Below are 17,827 nucleotides of genomic sequence, written 5' to 3'. Positions count from 1 at the left end.
TCCTTATCATTTCTCTATTCTATATGAATGATTGATTATCCTTTTATCTCGAAATCGAGATATACAGGTATAAAAAATTAGTTTTCTGCTCTGTTCTTAACTCTGTTCAACATTTCAACTAGTCTCTCGGCCTCATCATTTTTCAAGGATCCAAGCACGTAACTCGTTAGCGCCTGATGCTTCGGCATGATCTTCTCCATTTGCTTTTTGCCAAGCTCCGTTAAATCCAAGTGAATGGCACGGCGGTCATCCGGACAGGCGCTACGGTAAATCAGTCCTCTGTTTTCAAGTTTATCAATCGTATAGGTCATGGAACCGCTTGATACGAGGATGCTTTCACCCACTTGGTGAATCGTCTGTTTCCCGTTAAGAAACAGGACTTCCAATATGGAGAACTCGGTAGGATTCAGATTTTCTGAAGCCGCTGCCCTTCGCATACGTTCATGAACCGCTTTCGCTGTTTGCATCAAAGCAAGGTAAGGCGTTTTTTTGCACGCTTCATCCAAATCGGTCACCTCCTGGTTTATGTTTTTAAATGAAGTATTTTTAATTTAAATATCTTGAAGTTGAGATAATTATAACCCCGCATTTGTATTGGAGTCAATGGAATTTCATAAAAAATCCACATAATAATAGTGAAAGTTTGTTCATAATCGCCGCAGCAATCGAGGGAAACAAATCGCTATACTTGCTCTTCACCTAAAAAAGCCGCTTTGTCAGCGGCTTTTTTAGTATCTATACATTATCGAATGGACTGGATTTTCTTATAGGTAATGCAGCGCCATACCCACTCAAGCGGGCCGAATTTAAAGGTTTTAAGCCAAAATCTGCTTCCAATCATTAAAACTATATATATTCCGAATGCCATTAGTATCGTACCCGACAGGGAGACTTGCCCCTTTAGCCCGAATCCGTAATCGTTGAAAATAAATGAGCATAGTACCGACTGAAGAATATAGTTTGTCAGCGCCATGCGGCCGGGATAGCTAAGCCATCGAAACAGAAAGTCCCAGTTCTTTTTTCTGGATAGTAAAATAAAGATGGCTGCATAGCTGATCGATAGAATGGGCCCAGTAAGTGTCTGGTTAAGCAGGAGGACGACAATAGCGGTCACCGGCTTTAGTGTATTGAACAGGATCACAACGGCAAGGTTTAACAGCAGACCAATCGCTATTCCCCTTCTGCTCATGCCTTTTAACAAGGGAAGATTTTCTTCAAGCTTCTCAAATATGCGTTTTTTCCCTGCATATAACCCAAGGAGAAACATTGCCAGGACCGTTGGGAACCGTGAGATTAATAAAGGAAGGACTTCGATGTACGCGTTTATTCTTTCGGTGATTGAAGCCGTGTAGGACAGCGGTTTTTCATTCCCGCCCTCCAGCATCCTGAAAGCACGGAGCAGCTCTTGATCGGCTTCCTTTATTTGACCGCCGTATTCAGAAGTATGCCGCAGCACTTCAATTCCTGCTGCAGATCCAATCACAATTAAAATGGGAAGGATCAATAGCCCCGCTATCCAGATAAGCAGTGTCTTCTCGCTGCATTTTTTAAAAAGAAGCAAAGCAAAGCCCACTGCCGCATAAATAACAAGGATATCCCCTTCCCAAAACAGTGCGATATGCAGGACACCGAATAGAAAAAGGGCAGCGAGCCTTCTTGAGAACCTTGGTACAATATTGATCCCCTGATCATTTGCCCTCAAAAGCTGAATTGAAAATCCCACTCCAAACAAAAACGAAAAGAGCGTGAAAAATTTAGATTCAACAAATAATAAAAGAAATTGATTCACCATTTCATCGATGAAATTCGGTTTACTATCTAATGAAGGCGGGCCTCCGGCTGCTGCAATGGCCGTAATGTTAATAAGAAAGATTCCCAGCAAGGCAAAGCCTCTCAAACTATCTAAAACCATAATGCGCTTCTTTTGAGGAAGCGGATTGTCCGCTTCCATCCATTTTTCATTCATGGAGAATCCCCTCTTTTCCCTGATCGATTGATTAACTCAAATTATGCTTGATCTTTATTATCCTCTGCATATACACCGAATTTTCTTCTTAATATGCTATGTAAAAATAGGCGGCTGAATAATTTACACCTCAGTGAAAATCAACTGACGAGTTTACCATAGCTATCAAAATAAGATTCATAGTATCAACTGAAAGAAAAACGTGTGTAACATACTATCTCATTTCTTAAAGGTATCTACTTCAACTGCTTTGTGATTCAATTTTCATTGGCAGCTCCTCTAAAGGTTGACTCTTAACTTCTAATTGCATCACTCATGCTTTCACCAGAAATGATCTCGAACCAGGCTAAATCTGTGAGGTATATATGGGACATTACTTTTGCCGCTGAAGGAAAACCGCTCTTAACCCTCTTATGTATAATGTCTTGCGGCAGCTCTTTTATTTTTCGATAAATGGTAGTTATCCGTTCTTAATACAGACTGAGCCATTAAATTTTTCCTTTCAATATTACATTAATGGTTAGAAGATTGCATTTTCTAGATTATCACATTTATAGTATTCAGTTTTTAACTTAAAAAACCTTTCCTCACTCCATAAAAACAACATTCCATGTTAGATCATCATAAAAAGATGCTATAAAAGGTCTTTTCGCAAATGGAACTCTTTAACTACAAAACCCACAAATTAACAACTTTCCTGAAAATAATGATGAAATCTTCAACACTTACAGGTAAAATATGTAAAGGTAAATATAAATATATTTTGAATTTGGAGAGGAATACATGAAGAATAAATCCATATTGATCTTATTGATTGTTTTATCTATTTTATCAGCGTGCAACAGTAATAAAAACGAAATCAAGGATAGCCCTTTATATAAAGGTAAAGAATTGACGATCGGGATCATTGGGAAACCTCCAGCAATTCGTGAGGAAAACATTGTTTTTAGAAAGATGGAATTAAAGGGGTTAAGTGAAAAAAATCTCGCTTCAAAGTTTAATTCAGTATTTATTATGAAGGAGCATTTATCTGAAGCTGCAAAAGCTTCTTATGCAAGCATCTACCGAAATTCTGGTATTCCATTCTTCTTTATTGAATCAAAAAAATCCTATGTTCCTTTTGTTTTGGAAGATGCAGATTATGAAGATTTTTCTGATTCAAAGTCCGGCTATTATGCCAGTGGATATTACCAATCTGGTGAGGAAGGAAGGCATTGGGAATTTGGACTTTATAATGACAAGGTGAACAAGGTGAATATCTTGGATGCTTACTCAAGGATTTTTAAGACTATTGAAACGGTTGATAATGGAAAGTAATTTCCACAGAAAAGTGCTAGGGTATTCTAGCACTTTTTTATTATCTATTCAATACTGAACTCCTTACTTATAACAGATTATTTTTGAGGAAGTAGCCTCTGCTCAGTTTGGTTCAAACCCCTAAATTCTACTTTTAAGATTTAATCCTAATGCACCTGATTCGCTAAATCCACTAATTCTTCGATCGTCAGTTTTTGATTGCCGAGGTCCGTTTTATTTTCGTTGATGTAATAAATAAAGTCCAATTAATAATAAAATCATGTAACCCCTTCTAAGAATGAATAGAAGGACCATCGAGTTTTTTCATCCCGTCCTCTCCCCTTATTAATACAAATGTAAGCATACTCCCCATTACCCCAGCAGCCGAAACAACGAGCCAGGGAATACCGTCCCATCCCTGCAAGCCCATCAGCACTGGACCGGCAAAGCTTCCCGCAGACGCACCGATCCCAAATGAGATCTTGGATAGCCCAAAATAAGCTCCTGTAAGTCCATTATTGGCATACTCCGCCACTTTGATATCGGAAGCAGGAAGAACGAGCGTTTCCCCGATGGTAAAGATCATGACGCATAATAAAATCCACCACTTATCCCCCACTGCCCAGCATAGAAAAAGCCCTGAAGCCATGATGAGCATCCCCCGCTGAATGAGCACAATCGGGGCATGTTTTTCAAAAAGACTTCGGATGAGGAACATCAGCAGCAGGCCGCAGATGGCATTGACAGTCACGACGTACGATACGTCTGCCTTGGACTGCGTTACGTCAAACATGATGAGCGGAAACAGGATCGTAAGCTGGCTGTACATGAACCAGAAAAAAAGCATGGTCCCGTTGAAGGCAAGAAAGGGACGGTCTTTAAAGACTTTTAAAAATCCTTTGGCCACAGCAGAATCGGTTTGGACCTTAAATGAATGACGATTGAGAAACAACATAAGCCCGATTAAAAAGTAGAGAGACCCTCCAAATAGAAACGGCCAGTCCGGATTCCCCTGCATAAGCGAGCCTCCCGCAAGCGGTCCGAGTATAGCGCCTGCGTTTAAAGCCTGGTTATAGTAGGTGAATCCTTTTTTTCGGATTGATTCCTCCTGCCGGCTGAAAACCGCCCCCACCGCAGGTTCATAAAGGGCTGTTCCGAGTCCCGTCAAGGCAGCGGCAATCAAGGTTCCAACGAAGGAATCTGCAATGGCAAAATAGAAAAAACCGCCCGTTCGAATCCACATTCCCATGACCATTGAGACCGCATACCCGATCCGATCGGAAAGAAAGCCGCAAAACAGCGGCAGCACTCGGGAGGTGATCATGAGGACACTCAGCACGGTTCCGACCTGGATAGCCGGGAAAGATAGTTGGTCCGACAAGTAGATTGCCAGAAATGTAAATACCGCAAATGTTCCGAGATTCATGAAAAAAGTCGCAGCCAGGAGCGTCTGAACAGGCCCATTCAGCTTCATGTGGTTCCTCCTCTTTTGTAACCAGTCATATCTTTTACTGGTATACACTTCATTACCAACCATCTTATGGTAAAATAAAGGAAGATGCAACCAATAAATTAGATAGGTGGTTACTCATGACCCATAAACCTGCTCCTGGATCCTTAGAGGTTCTTCGGGAATATCTGAACACCTGGTCCATCCCAAACGATACGAGAAAGCCTGCCGAAGCCATCCGCACCCAGCAGGATCTCACTGATTTTTTTCACCAGCAGCCTTTGCTAAAAGATCTGCAAGGGAACGTAGAAGAGTTTAAAGCATTTCGTGAGGATGTTCGCAAAAGCATCGAGACGCAGGAAATGGATGTGCTCTCTCCCTGGATGGATTCCCATCCTGTATATACGGTTTTCGTGAAGGAAGAAAGGGCAGCAAAAATTATGTTCAAGCCAGAAGATGAAGACAAGTTCGTAGGTATATTTCTTGCGATCATCGCGGAAGTGGTATCCAAAGGACAGTGGAACCGATTGAAATCCTGCCCTGACTGCCGATACGTCTTCTATGATCATTCGAAAAACGGCAGCAAAAAATGGTGCAGCATGTATGCGGAGGGCTCAAATGGCCGCGCTTGCGGGACCATTGATAAAGTGAAGAGGTATCGAAGCCGAAATCAAATATCAACTTAATAGCAAGAGGTGCATAGATGAAAAACGAAATTGAATTAGAATTAAACCCACTCTTAGAACTTGAATTACAGGAAGCAGGCAGGGCGTCAAATTTGTTTTGGCTCGGAATCGGCCCCTTATCCACAGTCCAAACAAAAAAAGGATCTGATATTGGAGCTGAGTATTCCTTACATATACAATGTTCTTGGCGCTTATCCGAAGGAAAGAAAATCATTGCAGGGTCCAGAGATTTTTATTCTCCCTCCTCACTATGGAACGGGGAAATGGCTGACTTTGATTGGGATAGAATAGGAAGCAATCGATTTGATGAGCGGATTCAGTTATTCAATCGCCGGAAGGAAAAACTGCTTGTGGAAAAGATCGAGGCTGATGAATTTGGAGGATTCTTCCTTTCCTTTTCATACGGGTTCACTTTAGAAGTGTTTCCGGATTCCTCAGAAGAAGATTCCGACGCTGAATACTGGAGATTTTTTAACTGGAAAGAAAAAAGCCCTCATTTTGTGGTGACTGGAATGGGGATTGATGATGAGTAAGTTTGTGCAATTAACTTGGATTTTGTGCAATTATTTTAGATTTTGTGCAATTATTGTGATTCTCAAATAAATCTGGTTCAGTTTAACAGCGGGGTTCGGTCAAAGAAGGGTATTGCTGCAGGTAATAATCAACTCCCCCATGCCCCTAATAAAAGAAGATAAAAAAACAGGTGTTTGCTGATAACAAGTTAAATCACAATAACTTTTAAGTATAATTCTCAGTAAAATTCGCATAAAAAGAGGAGGGACATAACTAAAATTGTTGTCCCTAATCCGAATATTTCTTTTTAAAAAAGCATGTTGCTGATTTTATAAACCCTGTTGATTGAAGCGGAAGGCGTGAGACTCCTGCGGGAGCAGCGGGACAGGTAAGACCCCGCAGTCGCAAAGCGGCGAGGAGGCTTACCGCCCGCCCCGCGGAAAGCGAGCGCCTGCAGCGGAAATCCACAGCCAAGTTTAACAGTGCTTTTTTATTAGCCGGAAACCTTTTGTACCAGCCTCTTTTCCTTTATAAATGTTCAATCTTCACTTTTATACTCAAGAATATCACCAGGTTGACAATCCAATGCCTTGCATATTGCTTCTAAAGTTGAAAACCTAATGGCTTTCGCCTTTCCGTTTTTCAATATAGAAAGGTTAGACATTGTGATACCAACTCTCTCCGTTAGTTCTGATACACTCATTTTTCTTTTTGCAAGCATTACATCAATATTAATTATGATCGCCATTTCAACACCTCAAACCGTTAATTCATTTTCCGATTTTAATTGTATTGCATTTCTTAAAAGTTCTTGGAGAATAGCAGAAAAAACGGCAATAACAAGTGAAGCAAAAATGATTACGATACCCAAAAGGGCAATTCCAGGGTGTAAAGCATTAAGAACTGTCAACATAATCATCCCTATTACATATAAAACTATAATGGCTATTGCACAATTCCTTACATATCCTAAAGAAATTACAGATAAATCGGTAAAGGCATCCTTTCGTTTTATGTAATTTAAAATTTTTAAGGCTTGGTATAAAGCTAGAAAAAATGGTATGGCTGTTAAATATAATCCCATAAGAACTGGTATTTTCAAATAAGCATTCTCAGGGTCCATCACCGCTGCATCTCTCGCCAAGTTAGGTAATAAAAATATACATAATGAAAGTATAGTAAGCCCGATGATGAAGATCGTGATTTTTAGAAAAGTAATTTTATATTGTTTCACAAGCAAATCCTCCTCCATTTTCTGTTAATTATAATTTATAATTTATTGTTTATCAATAAATATTTATTATTTAATATTGAATTCTTGTTGTTAAGCAAGATTCCTTTTTAAAAAATAAGATCAAAACCTTCTACCGCACCATCTGATGGCATTTCCAGTTTAGCCAATATTAGCATCCTCCTCCGTACTAAAGATTTGAGCTAAAATCCGCTTATTATAACGTTTTCCTTCCACCCATTTTAGAAACTTCTTATCATCCAAGAGATTGAGCAGGAACTCGTCAACAACTTCTTCTTCCGTCAACTATTCCTCATAATATTTCATAATCGAACGGGTGCGTTCAGAGATTTTCCAATCAACTTTTTCCGCTCGCTTGTTTTTAGGCTCAGTAAACTGACTAACGGCAAGGCGGCTACCACTCCTCCATAGGTTGGAAATCTCCTTTCAGGATTAATAGGAGGATCAAATAGCGAAAATTGACTTCCTCCCTCACACATACTTCCTTCATCCATCTGTTCGCAAAAAGTCCAATATCAACGAAAAAGAACCAATGAATATGAATTCAATGGTTCTTTCTCCCAGTTATTCCTTAACTCTTAACAGCCTCAAAGCATTCAAAATGACAATCAATGCTGCGCCTGTATCACTTAAAACAGCCATCCAAAGAGTGAGCCAGCCGGGGAAAATAAGGGCCAGTGCAATCACTTTAATAATGATGGAAAACCAAATGTTCTGCTTGATGATGGCTAGCGCTTTTTTGCTTAGCTTGATGGTGTGAGGCAGTTTATCCAGATTATCAGCCATTAATACGATGTCTGCTGTTTCCATGGCTGTATCTGTCCCTGCTCCTCCCATCGCAATTCCCAAGTCAGAGGCGGCTAATGCGGGGGCATCATTGATTCCGTCTCCTACCATGGCCACTTTATGGCCTTCATTTTGAAGTTTTTTTATGGCGTTTACTTTATCTTCTGGCAATAATTCTGCAAAGTAGCGGGTGATGTTTGCTTCAGAGGCAATCATTTTGGCGGTTCCCGTATTATCTCCCGTCAGCATCACCGTTTCGCGGATTCCTTTTCCAGTTAATGTTTTCATTGCAGAAGTGGTCGATTCCCGAATTGTATCCGAAACCGCGATCAATCCTATTAGTTTTTGCTCCGTACCAATCAGTACAATGGTCTTTCCTTCGTTCTGCAAATCCAATACGTGTTTTACGACCTGTTCCAGCAACGGGTTCATGTCTTTAAAAAGCGCAAGATTACCTGCGTAATACGTAATCCCTTTTACGGTCGCTTGCACACCTTTTCCTACAATGTTGCTGTATGAGTCTCCCTCTTGAGAAGGTATTCCTTTTGACTTTACATAATCAGCAACCGCTTTGGCAATGGGATGTGTAGAATAGGTTTCAAGTGTGAGGGCGATTGAAAGCAATTCTTCCTCAGTACCTTCCAGCACTTCAACTTTTGATACTTTTGGTTTCCCCTCTGTCAACGTCCCAGTTTTATCAAACGCAATCGCCGTGATCGCACCAGCTTTTTCTAAAAATGTACCGCCTTTGATCAAGATCCCGTTCTTTGCCGCATTTCCAATGGCTGACACAATGGCCACCGGGGTTGAGATGACAAGTGCACATGGACAGGCGATTACTAGCAGCTCTAATCCTTTATAAAACCAGTCACCCCACGTGCCAAACCCCGCTAATGGAGGCAGAATCATAAGCAGCAGTGCTATGACAAATACGACAGGGGTATAGACACTTGCGAACTTATCAATAAAAGCTTCAGTCGGGGCTTTCTGCTCCTGCGCTTCTTCGACCAAATGAATAATCTTGGCAATCGTTGTATCCTCAGTGAGCTTCGTTACTCGGATTTCAAGTGTTCCATGCTCATTTATCGTCCCGGCAAAAACGGTATCTCCCGCTTCTTTATCAACTGGAATGGATTCTCCGGTGATCGGTGCCTGGTTAACACTGGATTCTCCTTTAACCACTTCTCCGTCCAATGGAATCTTGTCACCTGGCTTAACAAAAATGACTTCCCCTATTGAGATTTCTTCAACAGGTTTTTTAACAAGATCTGCTCCATTTTTAATCCAGGCTTCCGGTGGAGCCAAGTCCATAAGATTCCGAATAGAGTTCCTTGTCTGTTCAATCGATTTGTTTTGCAGCAGATTTCCAAGAGCAAATAACCAAACGACCGTAGCACCTTCCAGCCATTCTCCTATTAAGGCAGCTCCTATTGCAGCTGCGGACATAAGTACATTCATGTCAAGCGAGCGGCTTTTGATGGAATAAAATGCACTTTTCACTGGTTTGTACCCACTGATCATCATGGCAAAAGCATACAAAAATGAAGATAATAACGGGTGAATTCCCAAGAACGAACCTGCAAAGCCCATTGCAATCAATACTCCGGAAAAAATAAACCAGCCATTTTCATTGCTTTTTACAGAGAGAGAAGGCTGATTGGATAAGCGACTTGAGTCTAAAGCAGCTTTGAACCCAACCTTCGACACTTCTTTAATAATTTCATCTGCAGAATTCGTATGTTCAATTTTCATTTTTCCCGTAGAAAAATTCACATTTACGCTTTGGACAGACTTGTTTAGCCTCAGGTGATTTTCAATCGTTTTTGCACAGCTTCCGCAGTCCATGCCTTCAACCGTGTATGTTTTAAGATTTCTCTTCTCATTCGTTTGTTCAGCCGTATAGCCAAGCTTTTTCAATTCGTTCTGAACCGGCTCAAATGCTGCTGCGCTTGCCGCGGTTACCTGCATTCTGGCTGTGCTGTAATTTACTTGAACATCCCGGACGCCTTGTAAGGAACCAATTCCTTTTTCAATTGTTTTCGCGCAGGCAGGACAATCCATTCCGTATACCCGAAAGTTCATGCTTTCAGCTTCAGCTGAGAGGGCTGCAGCATCTTCATTAATTTGGGAATCAGAACTGCAGCAGCTTTTCGTTTGATTCATAATGGGTGCTGCTGCTTCTTCACTTGAAGAGCAGCCGTCAAGGGGTGCGGCACTGCTGCAGCATGAATCAGCTGGTTGTGAAATATTTGGCTTTTGCTCACCATCTAAGCTTGAGCAGCAGCCAGTTTCTTTAGCGACTGACTCATTTGTATTGGATAAGGAACTGCCCGAGGAACAGCAGCTCACTTCCTCCATGTTGTTTTTCTTACTATTAGAACCACAGCATTGCTCTGACAAGTCAAACCCTCCTTACTTCTCATCCCAATTCTCACCCTCGGTTTTCTACCTCCATTTGGTGAGTAAACGCGATCTTAATTAGTTGGCTCACATGTTCATCATCCAACGAGTAATAGACCAATTTCCCTACTTTACGGTATTTAGCTAATCCCAGGTTATGCAAAAGCCGCAAATGGTGGGAGGCTGTTGCATTGGAAGCTTCTACAATATTGGATATGTCGCAAACGCAAAGCTCCTCCTCCAGCGTAAGGGAGTAGGCTATTTTAAGCCGCGTAGGATCGGAAAGGGCCTTAAAAATTTTTGCCACACTCATTGGATCTTGATTCTTCAGCTGTTCATTGACCCGTACGACTTTCTCTTCGTCTACGCAGGTTACCTCACAGGTATCAATTTCCTTCATATTATTCACCTCGATATTCAAACGTTCATTTGATTATTAGTTTAATAATAAATCAGAATAATTAATTAGTCAAAAGGTTATTTGAATGTTTGAAAAGAGCTGGATTCAGTGACCCAATATGAAAAGGGAGCAGGAAGGAATGAACCTTTGCTGCTCCCTAAACTTCCTTTTTAAAATCTTAGCTCTGTTAAACTTGGCTGTTGATTTCCGTTGCAGACACTCGCTTTCCGCGGGGCGGGCGGTGAGCCTCCGCTGCGCAGGCGCCTGCGGGGTCTCACCTGTCCCGCTGCTCCCGCTGGAGTCTCGTGTCTTCCACTCCAATCAACAGGTGTTAAAAATCAACATCAGGCTTTAACAGAGCCAAAATCTTTTAAAAAAGGGCATTAGCAATAGAAGAAACATCCTGCTAATCTAATCACTCTCCTCTGCCAAAGCCTGAGCTTTAGTTATATGCACGGTGCCAAATGGATGTTGTGGAGGAGCATATATAGAATAGAGTTTTAACGGGATAGTCCCTGTATTGGTTACATTGTGCCATGTTCCGGCAGGGACCAAGATGGCAAAATCATCTTGGACTTTACGTACAAAGTTTAAATTATCTTTTTTCTTGCCCATTTGAACAATCCCTTGACCTTGTTCAATTCGTAAAAATTGGTCAAGCTTTGGGTGAATTTCCAACCCAATATCTTCGCCAGCTTTAAGACTCATCAAGGTCACCTGTAAATGTTCTCCTGTCCAAAGGGCCGTTCGGTAGGTATTGTTTTGCTTCGCAGCTTCATTGATATTCACTACAAATGGATTTGCTCCATAATCTTTTGCCTCAATTTTTATTCTTCCTTTTGGTGATTGACAAGCACATAATCTGTTAGAGTGATCAGGGACCATCCAGGATACAGGCTGTCTTACATTCATATACATCGGTACATTCGCATAATGGTAATATGGCTGAAACGGGTATGGAAACATGTAATAAGGATCGCTCATTTCATCTCACTCCCTTCGAGAATTTATCCCAATATCCTATGAACCATTTTCAGGGAAGGAAGCTTACTTATGTAAATGAGTAATGGATACGATTGAAGAAAAAAACGATGAAAAAAAGCCCCGTCACTTTTAAAAAGGGCTTTGGTGATTTTATACTTTTGGCGTAGGAGTGGGTTTTGCATACCCATCTTTGTATGCTTCATCTATTTTACTGCGAATTTCTTTGATGCTCTTCCCATTTTGATAATCAACAACTGATTTGGCTGCAATCTCCATACAAACCCCGCACTTCGTTCCATGATCATCCCATACAAGGCTTCCGTTATCTTTGTTTTCAAAAACAAAACAGTCATAGTTGTTTCGGTGTCCAGCCGAGTCACCGCAGCCACAATAGCAGGGGATGGATTCGAGCAATTCCCGATGTTTGGCAGCAGCCGTATAGATGCCTTTCATTCCCTCAGGCTTGTCTTCCATAAAGGAAGGAAGCAAGTTCATGCTTTTTGTCTCTTCCCGGATATCTTCGCCGGCATGTTCCTGATGATTGGCGTGGTCTTCTTCCTTCTTTCCGGTGCCGGGTTCAGATGAACATGCAGCCAAGGCTATTGCGGAAAGGATACTCATGACGAACAGGTTGAATTTCAAATTTGCACTCTCCCAGTAAGCAGTATGTACATGTAATCTTATCGATCCCTCTAGAACAATCAAGCGTTTTCACAACATATACATATTTAACTGACATCCCTTTATCTTAGGACGGATACAAGTTGCGAGCTTTAACCACAAAAAAGCCGCTCCCCAAAGCGGCTTCCTCCCTCACAAATACTTCCGATGCACACTCTTCCCATCATACGTAAACATTACCTTTTTTCCTTCCAGCATACTCTCCATATGAACCGGACGGCCCCAGAGCTGGTGAACGTATGGGAGCACTTTCTCCAAATACTTGAGATCGAGTTCGATGTCTTCGTACCAGTGCTTAAGGTACAGCTCGTTGTTTTTCATATAGTCTCCGTCATTGACGGTGATGTATGGAAAACCGCCGTTGACGCGCATGCTGACGAGCTGGTCGCGGACGCCTTTCCAGTCCTTGTCGACGACTTTGTAGTCGCGGCCTTGCTTTTGGAATAGGTACATATCTTCTCGCAGTACGAGATCTTTTGTGAGATAGTTTCGGATGAAGGAAATGTCGGATTCGATTTCCCGCACCTCGAACATTTTTTCACGGCCCGAGTTTGGCTTGACGCCGAGGCGTTTCATTTCTTCAGTCGGATTGTCATAGCGTTCTTCGATGTCCTCGAAGATTTTCAGTCCGAGGTAATACGGATTAATGCTTGTTTTGGATGGAACGACGACTCCCGCGTTTAGCTTGGCGTATTCGATGGCTTCGCTTGAGGTGAGATCCAGCTCGCGCATGATGCGCTGGTGCCAGTAGGAAGCCCAGCCTTCGTTCATGATCTTCGTTTCGAGCTGCGGCCAAAAGTAGAGCATTTCTTCCCGCATCATGGTCAGGATATCGCGTTGCCAGTCCTCGAGCTCGCGGCTGTGTTCTTCAATAAACAACAGCAGGTCTTTTTCGGGTGATGGAGGAAAGTTTTTCTTCCCTTTTTTCTTTTTCTCTTTTTTCTCATCCCGGCTGTCGAGCTTCCAGAGGTCATCATATGGACTGTTTTTCGGTGGGGCATCCTCTTCTTCTTCATCATCCAAACTCCAGGAAAGCTTTGGTCTCATGATGGATGGATCAATATGTTCCTGAATAGCAAGGACGGCATCGAGAAAATCCTCGACCTCTTTTCTTCCGTGCAGGATTTCGTAGTGCTTCACTCTTTCAGCTGTTGCAGCCATGCTTTCGACCATGTCCCTCTTCGTGTTCCCGAACCGGCAGTTATTTTTGAAAAAATCACAGTGAGCCAGCACGTGGGCAACGATAAGCTTGTTTTGAACGAGAGAATTTGTATCCAGCAAAAATGCGTAGCACGGGTCCGAGTTGATTACGAGCTCATAGATTTTGCTCAATCCCAAATCATAATGAAGTTTCATTTTATGAAATTGTTTGCCGTGGCTCCAATGGGAAAACCTTGTCGGCATGCCGTACGCGCCAAACGTATAAATAATGTCCGCGGGACAGATTTCATAGCGCATTGGATAGTAATCCAGTCCAAACCCATCAGCAATTTCTGTAATTTGCTCAATTGCATACTGAAGGGATTCATGTCGTGATCCGCTCAAACGTCCTTCCCCCTTATCACTTTCTTACCTAAATGTATGACCTGGCAGGTAAAAAAATGAAAGGCAGTCGGTCATTCCTATTTAATCCAAAAAATTTCGGATCACTTTCAAGGAAAGAATTCACAAAAAATTCATAATTCCACTTGATTTGGAGAGTTCTTTCTCGATTTAACGCAACAGTATGATACTATTAAAGTAAGATTCTTAAGCGGAGTTGTAGCTATGAGACTGACAAATTATACCGACTATTCGCTGCGAGTCCTCATTTATCTGGCAGCAAAAGATCAGGAGAAGTTATCGAACATCAAAGAGATTGCAGACGTTTACGGCATATCAAAGAATCACTTAATGAAAGTTACGTATGAACTTGGAAAGATGGGTCTTCTTAATACAACCCGCGGACGTAACGGAGGCATCAGGCTTGCTTTAGATCCTTCAGATATTAACATCGGTGCGGTTGTAAGAAAAACGGAAGATGATTTTAACCTTGTTGAATGCTTTGACCCAGTAACGAATAGCTGTGTCATTTCCCCTGTTTGCGGATTGAAACATGTACTGAATAAAGCGCTTCAATCGTATTTGCAGATACTGGACGGGTATACGCTGGCTGATCTTGTGAAAAATCAGAACAGGCTCCAGGATCTTCTAGGAACCAGTTAAAAAGACCGCCCGCATTGTCCTTCGCAAGGACGCAGCAGGCGGTCTTTCTTTCCAAAGACTTTAAAACTAAGTAAACCAATTCAGTTGATCTTACTTATGTTCGTTCACAATTTCACCTGAAAATCGCTAATCCCGCATCCCCTTTTTTTAAACCGCTCATCATCTCTTTTGTTCCCGAATCGTTAACACTGTACTTTCCCCATTGTCCTTGCCGCACTGTTTCAATATATATTCCGTACTTTCCTGCTGCTCTGATTTTTCAATCGTTTTACACGAGGCGTAGGTTACTTCTTCTTTGCCAAATTGATCACGGGTTCCATCAAACCTGGATTTAATCACTTTGCCGTCAAACTCCAGATCCTGAATCATCGGATCACCTTCAGTTGTGTAGCTCACGATCCGAATTTTGTCCTTTATACCTTTTTCTGCATTTTCTTTAAAGTCCATGAAAAGCTCAAGATTTTTAATCTCTCCATGTTTGTTGATTACGTCACGATCAGAAGGGGAATAACCATTTACAAGTGACATTCCGCTGCATCCACTTAATACAAGCATTGTCAGCATGAAAACAATCCGCTTTTTCATCCTCCACCGCCTTTTCTCCATTGTACCACATAAATAACCATTAATTCCCATCAATATTATTCGCACATCTAAATTAAAATAATTACTATTAAATATTGACTATCAAACTAAAAACTATATAATAATAATTATTGATAGAATGATAGGGAGGCAATAACATGACTGAAAACAATCGTCCAAACTTAACAACAAATCAAGGGGTCCCGGTTGGAGACAATCAGAATTCCAGAACAGCAGGCCAGCGCGGCCCGACACTTCTTGAAGACTATCATTTGCTTGAAAAAATCGCTCATTTTGACCGCGAACGGATTCCTGAGCGCGTCGTCCATGCCCGCGGAGCTGGAGCTTACGGGGTATTCAAAACGGAAACCAGCATGTATCCATTTACACGCGCTGATTTTTTAAGCGAAGAAGGAAGGGAAACACCTGTATTCGTAAGATTTTCGACGGTTATTCATTCTAAAGGATCACCAGAAACCCTCCGCGATCCCCGTGGATTTGCCGTGAAATTTTATACAAATGAAGGGAACTATGATCTTGTAGGAAACCATTTGCCGGTCTTCTTTATCCGGGATGCGATGAAATTCCCTGATATGGTTCATTCATTAAAGCCATCTCCTGAAACGAACATTCAGGATCCAGACAGATATTGGGATTTTATGTCCCTTACACCGGAATCCACAAATATGATGACGTACCTGTTCTCTGATTACGGAACACCTGCGAACTACCGTCAAATGGAAGGCTTCGGCGTACATACCTTTAAGTGGGTGAATGCACAAGGAAATGTCGTGTATGTGAAATACCACTGGAAGCCCCTTCAGGGAATTAAGAACCTGACGGCTGAAGAAGCAGCTGAAATCCAAAAAACAGATTTCAACCATGCAACGCGCGATCTTTTCGATTCGATTGAAAAGGGCGATTATCCAGAATGGGAGCTGTATGTGCAAATCATGCCGCTGGATGAGTACGACAGCCTTGATTTCGATCCGTGCGATCCAACAAAAATATGGCCTGAGGATGAGTATCCTCTACAAAAAGCAGGAACTATGACATTGAACCGCAATCCTGAAAACTTCTTTGCAGATGTTGAGCAGTCTGCTTTCTCTCCAAGCGCATTGGTGCCTGGAATTGAAGCATCGGAAGATAAACTGCTGCAAGGCCGTTTGTTCTCATACCCGGATACACAGCGCCACAGACTCGGACCAAACTATATGCAGATCCCGGTTAACTGTCCATATGCACCGGTGCGCAACAACCAGCGCGACGGCTTCATGCAAACGAAACAGCAAACGTCACCAACAAACTACGAGCCGACCCGTCATGCTGAAGCTCCTCAAGAGGCACCAGCTTTCCGGGATAGCGTTCAACCGCTTCCGTCAGGCTATATCACTAGGGAAAAAATCGAAAAACCGAACGACTTCAAGCAAGCGGGCGAAAAATACCGCAGCTATACGAAAGAAGAGCAGGACAATCTGATCAAAAATATGACAGATGATTTACAAAGCGTTCATGAACGTACAAAGCTGCTTGCCATCTGCAACTTCTACCGTGCAGATGCAGAATACGGTCAGCGTCTCGCTGATTCACTCGGTATCGATATTAGCGCCTATACAGCACAGCTCAGCAAAATGTAAACAGTATTCTCAACTATTTTCTTTAAATGAGAAAAAAAGTCGCCCATCAACGGGTGACTTTTTTTGATTGAAAAGATGTTTGAAATAGCTCAGTAAAATCTTCAGGATATGTATGAGACATCCCTTCATATTCGATCCATTCGCATTTAACTTTTTGCTTTTCCAGATGCTGTTTCAATTTCTTCGTTTCTGCATAAAAAGGGTCCTCTGTGCCTGTAACGATCCAGCCTCTTGCACCACTTTTTCCACCCATTTGCAGGTCTTCCTCGCGAATAGCCGGAACGACAGCATAGAATTCATTCGTCCTTTCAAGCTCTTCGCTAAGGACAAGTTTGATTGCCGTTTTTCCTCCTTGTGAAAAGCCAGCAAGAATAATCCTTTCTACATCGGGATAATCTTTGATGATTTTATTCACAATTCCTTGTACTTCACGTATAGTCTTGTCCGCATCATCCCAGCCGTATGCTTCATAACCCGCTGCCTGCGAGGATTGCAGGAATGCGAATAGGCAGTCGCGCACTGACATCTCGTTCATCCAGTAGGGAATGGTATCTTCCATATTTCCGCCTCGTCCATGCAGAACGACAACTGCAGCTGAAGGATCCTGATTACCATGAAATTCGACGAGCGGTCTTGCTTCTTCCATCGCTTGTTTTTTTCGCTTTTCACATTCATCAATAAGCCCCTGGAATGCTTTTTTTTCATGCAGCGGAGTTAAATCCTGGTCACCCTTAAGCAAGTCCGGATTCCACCAAAAGCCTTTGTCAAATGCGTTCTGCAGAGTGGCCAACGCTTCATCCGGCTCATTTTTTATGCACAGCAGGCAGGCTTTCCAGAAGCTGAATTTGTGAAGCTTACCCGGATGATTCGGCTCGTCCTGTAAAATCAGTGCATAGGCTTCATCCCATTCCTTTTGCACAAATAATGAGATCAGCTTTTTCTCGGTATCATGAAACATAACGGTGTCCGCCCCTTTCCTTACTTGC

At 42.1% G+C, this 17,827-nt stretch carries 18 protein-coding genes and 1 pseudogene; 5 read left to right on the top strand and 14 right to left on the bottom strand.

Annotation, left to right across the window (positions count from 1 at the left end; genetic code table 11):
• Window positions 1–77: 77 nt before the first annotated feature.
• From AS29_RS09225 to AS29_RS21000, 3 genes and pseudogenes are all read right to left on the bottom strand, one after another.
• Window positions 78–515 (bottom strand): MarR family winged helix-turn-helix transcriptional regulator, encoded by a 438-nt coding sequence (locus AS29_RS09225; RefSeq protein ID WP_442854523.1) that lies wholly within the window; start codon window positions 513–515, stop codon window positions 78–80.
• A gap of 227 nt (window positions 516–742) precedes the next feature.
• Window positions 743–1,966, bottom strand: coding sequence for a DUF418 domain-containing protein (locus AS29_RS09220; protein WP_035405469.1), 1,224 nt, complete (start codon window positions 1,964–1,966; stop codon window positions 743–745).
• Window positions 1,967–2,268: 302 nt separating this feature from the next.
• Window positions 2,269–2,430, bottom strand: a pseudogene (locus AS29_RS21000) (DinB family protein); the annotation flags it as partial.
• Between the two features lie 319 nt (window positions 2,431–2,749).
• On the opposite strand from AS29_RS21000, the gene AS29_RS09215 reads away from it, so the two are divergent.
• Window positions 2,750–3,283 carry a hypothetical protein gene (locus tag AS29_RS09215; protein WP_035405466.1) on the top strand — a complete coding sequence of 178 codons (534 nt, stop codon included), beginning with the start codon at window positions 2,750–2,752 and terminating at the stop codon, window positions 3,281–3,283.
• A gap of 271 nt (window positions 3,284–3,554) precedes the next feature.
• Here AS29_RS09215 and AS29_RS09210 read toward each other — a convergent pair whose 3' ends face one another.
• Window positions 3,555–4,736 carry an MFS transporter gene (locus tag AS29_RS09210; protein WP_035405463.1) on the bottom strand — a complete coding sequence of 394 codons (1,182 nt, stop codon included), beginning with the start codon at window positions 4,734–4,736 and terminating at the stop codon, window positions 3,555–3,557.
• A gap of 116 nt (window positions 4,737–4,852) precedes the next feature.
• On the opposite strand from AS29_RS09210, the gene AS29_RS09205 reads away from it, so the two are divergent.
• Together AS29_RS09205 and AS29_RS09200 are read left to right on the top strand one after the other, a co-directional pair.
• A complete protein-coding gene (locus AS29_RS09205; protein ID WP_035405460.1) occupies window positions 4,853–5,398 on the top strand; it encodes a CGNR zinc finger domain-containing protein in 546 nt (181 codons plus the stop codon).
• Between the two features lie 17 nt (window positions 5,399–5,415).
• Window positions 5,416–5,931, top strand: coding sequence for a hypothetical protein (locus tag AS29_RS09200; protein ID WP_035405457.1), 516 nt, complete (start codon window positions 5,416–5,418; stop codon window positions 5,929–5,931).
• A gap of 518 nt (window positions 5,932–6,449) precedes the next feature.
• On the opposite strand, the gene AS29_RS09195 is transcribed toward AS29_RS09200, so the two are convergent.
• From AS29_RS09195 to AS29_RS09160, 8 genes are all read right to left on the bottom strand, one after another.
• Window positions 6,450–6,659 carry a helix-turn-helix domain-containing protein gene (locus AS29_RS09195; protein ID WP_035405454.1) on the bottom strand — a complete coding sequence of 70 codons (210 nt, stop codon included), beginning with the start codon at window positions 6,657–6,659 and terminating at the stop codon, window positions 6,450–6,452.
• A 9-nt stretch (window positions 6,660–6,668) separates the two neighbouring features.
• Window positions 6,669–7,145, bottom strand: a complete 477-nt coding sequence (locus AS29_RS09190) for a DUF2975 domain-containing protein (protein ID WP_035405451.1) — start codon at window positions 7,143–7,145, stop codon at window positions 6,669–6,671.
• A gap of 159 nt (window positions 7,146–7,304) precedes the next feature.
• The gene (locus AS29_RS21740) at window positions 7,305–7,448 is read right to left on the bottom strand and encodes a hypothetical protein (RefSeq protein ID WP_231889921.1); all 144 of its coding nucleotides are present in this window, start codon (window positions 7,446–7,448) and stop codon (window positions 7,305–7,307) included.
• Window positions 7,449–7,727: 279 nt separating this feature from the next.
• On the bottom strand, window positions 7,728–10,307 hold the full coding sequence (locus AS29_RS09180; RefSeq protein WP_035405689.1) for a heavy metal translocating P-type ATPase: 2,580 nt from the start codon (window positions 10,305–10,307) through the stop codon (window positions 7,728–7,730).
• A 73-nt stretch (window positions 10,308–10,380) separates the two neighbouring features.
• Complete coding sequence (locus tag AS29_RS09175; protein ID WP_035405448.1) at window positions 10,381–10,749, bottom strand: ArsR/SmtB family transcription factor; 369 nt, start codon at window positions 10,747–10,749, stop codon at window positions 10,381–10,383.
• Window positions 10,750–11,160: 411 nt separating this feature from the next.
• The gene (locus AS29_RS09170) at window positions 11,161–11,733 is read right to left on the bottom strand and encodes a cupin domain-containing protein (RefSeq protein ID WP_035405446.1); all 573 of its coding nucleotides are present in this window, start codon (window positions 11,731–11,733) and stop codon (window positions 11,161–11,163) included.
• Between the two features lie 150 nt (window positions 11,734–11,883).
• Window positions 11,884–12,375: a PCYCGC motif-containing (lipo)protein gene (locus AS29_RS09165; RefSeq protein WP_035405443.1), complete on the bottom strand. Its 492-nt coding sequence runs from the start codon at window positions 12,373–12,375 to the stop codon at window positions 11,884–11,886.
• Window positions 12,376–12,546: 171 nt separating this feature from the next.
• Window positions 12,547–13,959 (bottom strand): SpoVR family protein, encoded by a 1,413-nt coding sequence (locus AS29_RS09160; RefSeq protein WP_035405440.1) that lies wholly within the window; start codon window positions 13,957–13,959, stop codon window positions 12,547–12,549.
• Window positions 13,960–14,181: 222 nt separating this feature from the next.
• On the opposite strand from AS29_RS09160, the gene AS29_RS09155 reads away from it, so the two are divergent.
• Window positions 14,182–14,619 carry an Rrf2 family transcriptional regulator gene (locus AS29_RS09155; protein ID WP_035405437.1) on the top strand — a complete coding sequence of 146 codons (438 nt, stop codon included), beginning with the start codon at window positions 14,182–14,184 and terminating at the stop codon, window positions 14,617–14,619.
• Between the two features lie 159 nt (window positions 14,620–14,778).
• Here AS29_RS09155 and AS29_RS09150 read toward each other — a convergent pair whose 3' ends face one another.
• Window positions 14,779–15,204: a DUF4362 domain-containing protein gene (locus AS29_RS09150; RefSeq protein ID WP_051860569.1), complete on the bottom strand. Its 426-nt coding sequence runs from the start codon at window positions 15,202–15,204 to the stop codon at window positions 14,779–14,781.
• 158 nt (window positions 15,205–15,362) lie between these two features.
• Here AS29_RS09150 and AS29_RS09145 point away from each other — a divergent pair, with 158 nt between their 5' ends.
• Window positions 15,363–16,841 (top strand): catalase, encoded by a 1,479-nt coding sequence (locus tag AS29_RS09145; protein WP_035405433.1) that lies wholly within the window; start codon window positions 15,363–15,365, stop codon window positions 16,839–16,841.
• A gap of 46 nt (window positions 16,842–16,887) precedes the next feature.
• On the opposite strand, the gene AS29_RS09140 is transcribed toward AS29_RS09145, so the two are convergent.
• On the bottom strand, window positions 16,888–17,799 hold the full coding sequence (locus tag AS29_RS09140; RefSeq protein ID WP_035405431.1) for an alpha/beta hydrolase: 912 nt from the start codon (window positions 17,797–17,799) through the stop codon (window positions 16,888–16,890).
• Window positions 17,800–17,827: the final 28 nt, after the last annotated feature.

Source organism: Bacillus sp. SJS (genome assembly GCF_000732485.2).
Classification (GTDB): domain Bacteria; phylum Bacillota; class Bacilli; order Bacillales; family Bacillaceae; genus Metabacillus_B; species Metabacillus_B sediminis.
Note: the sequence above shows the minus strand (reverse complement) of the source record. Positions and strands in the feature narration are given on the sequence as shown.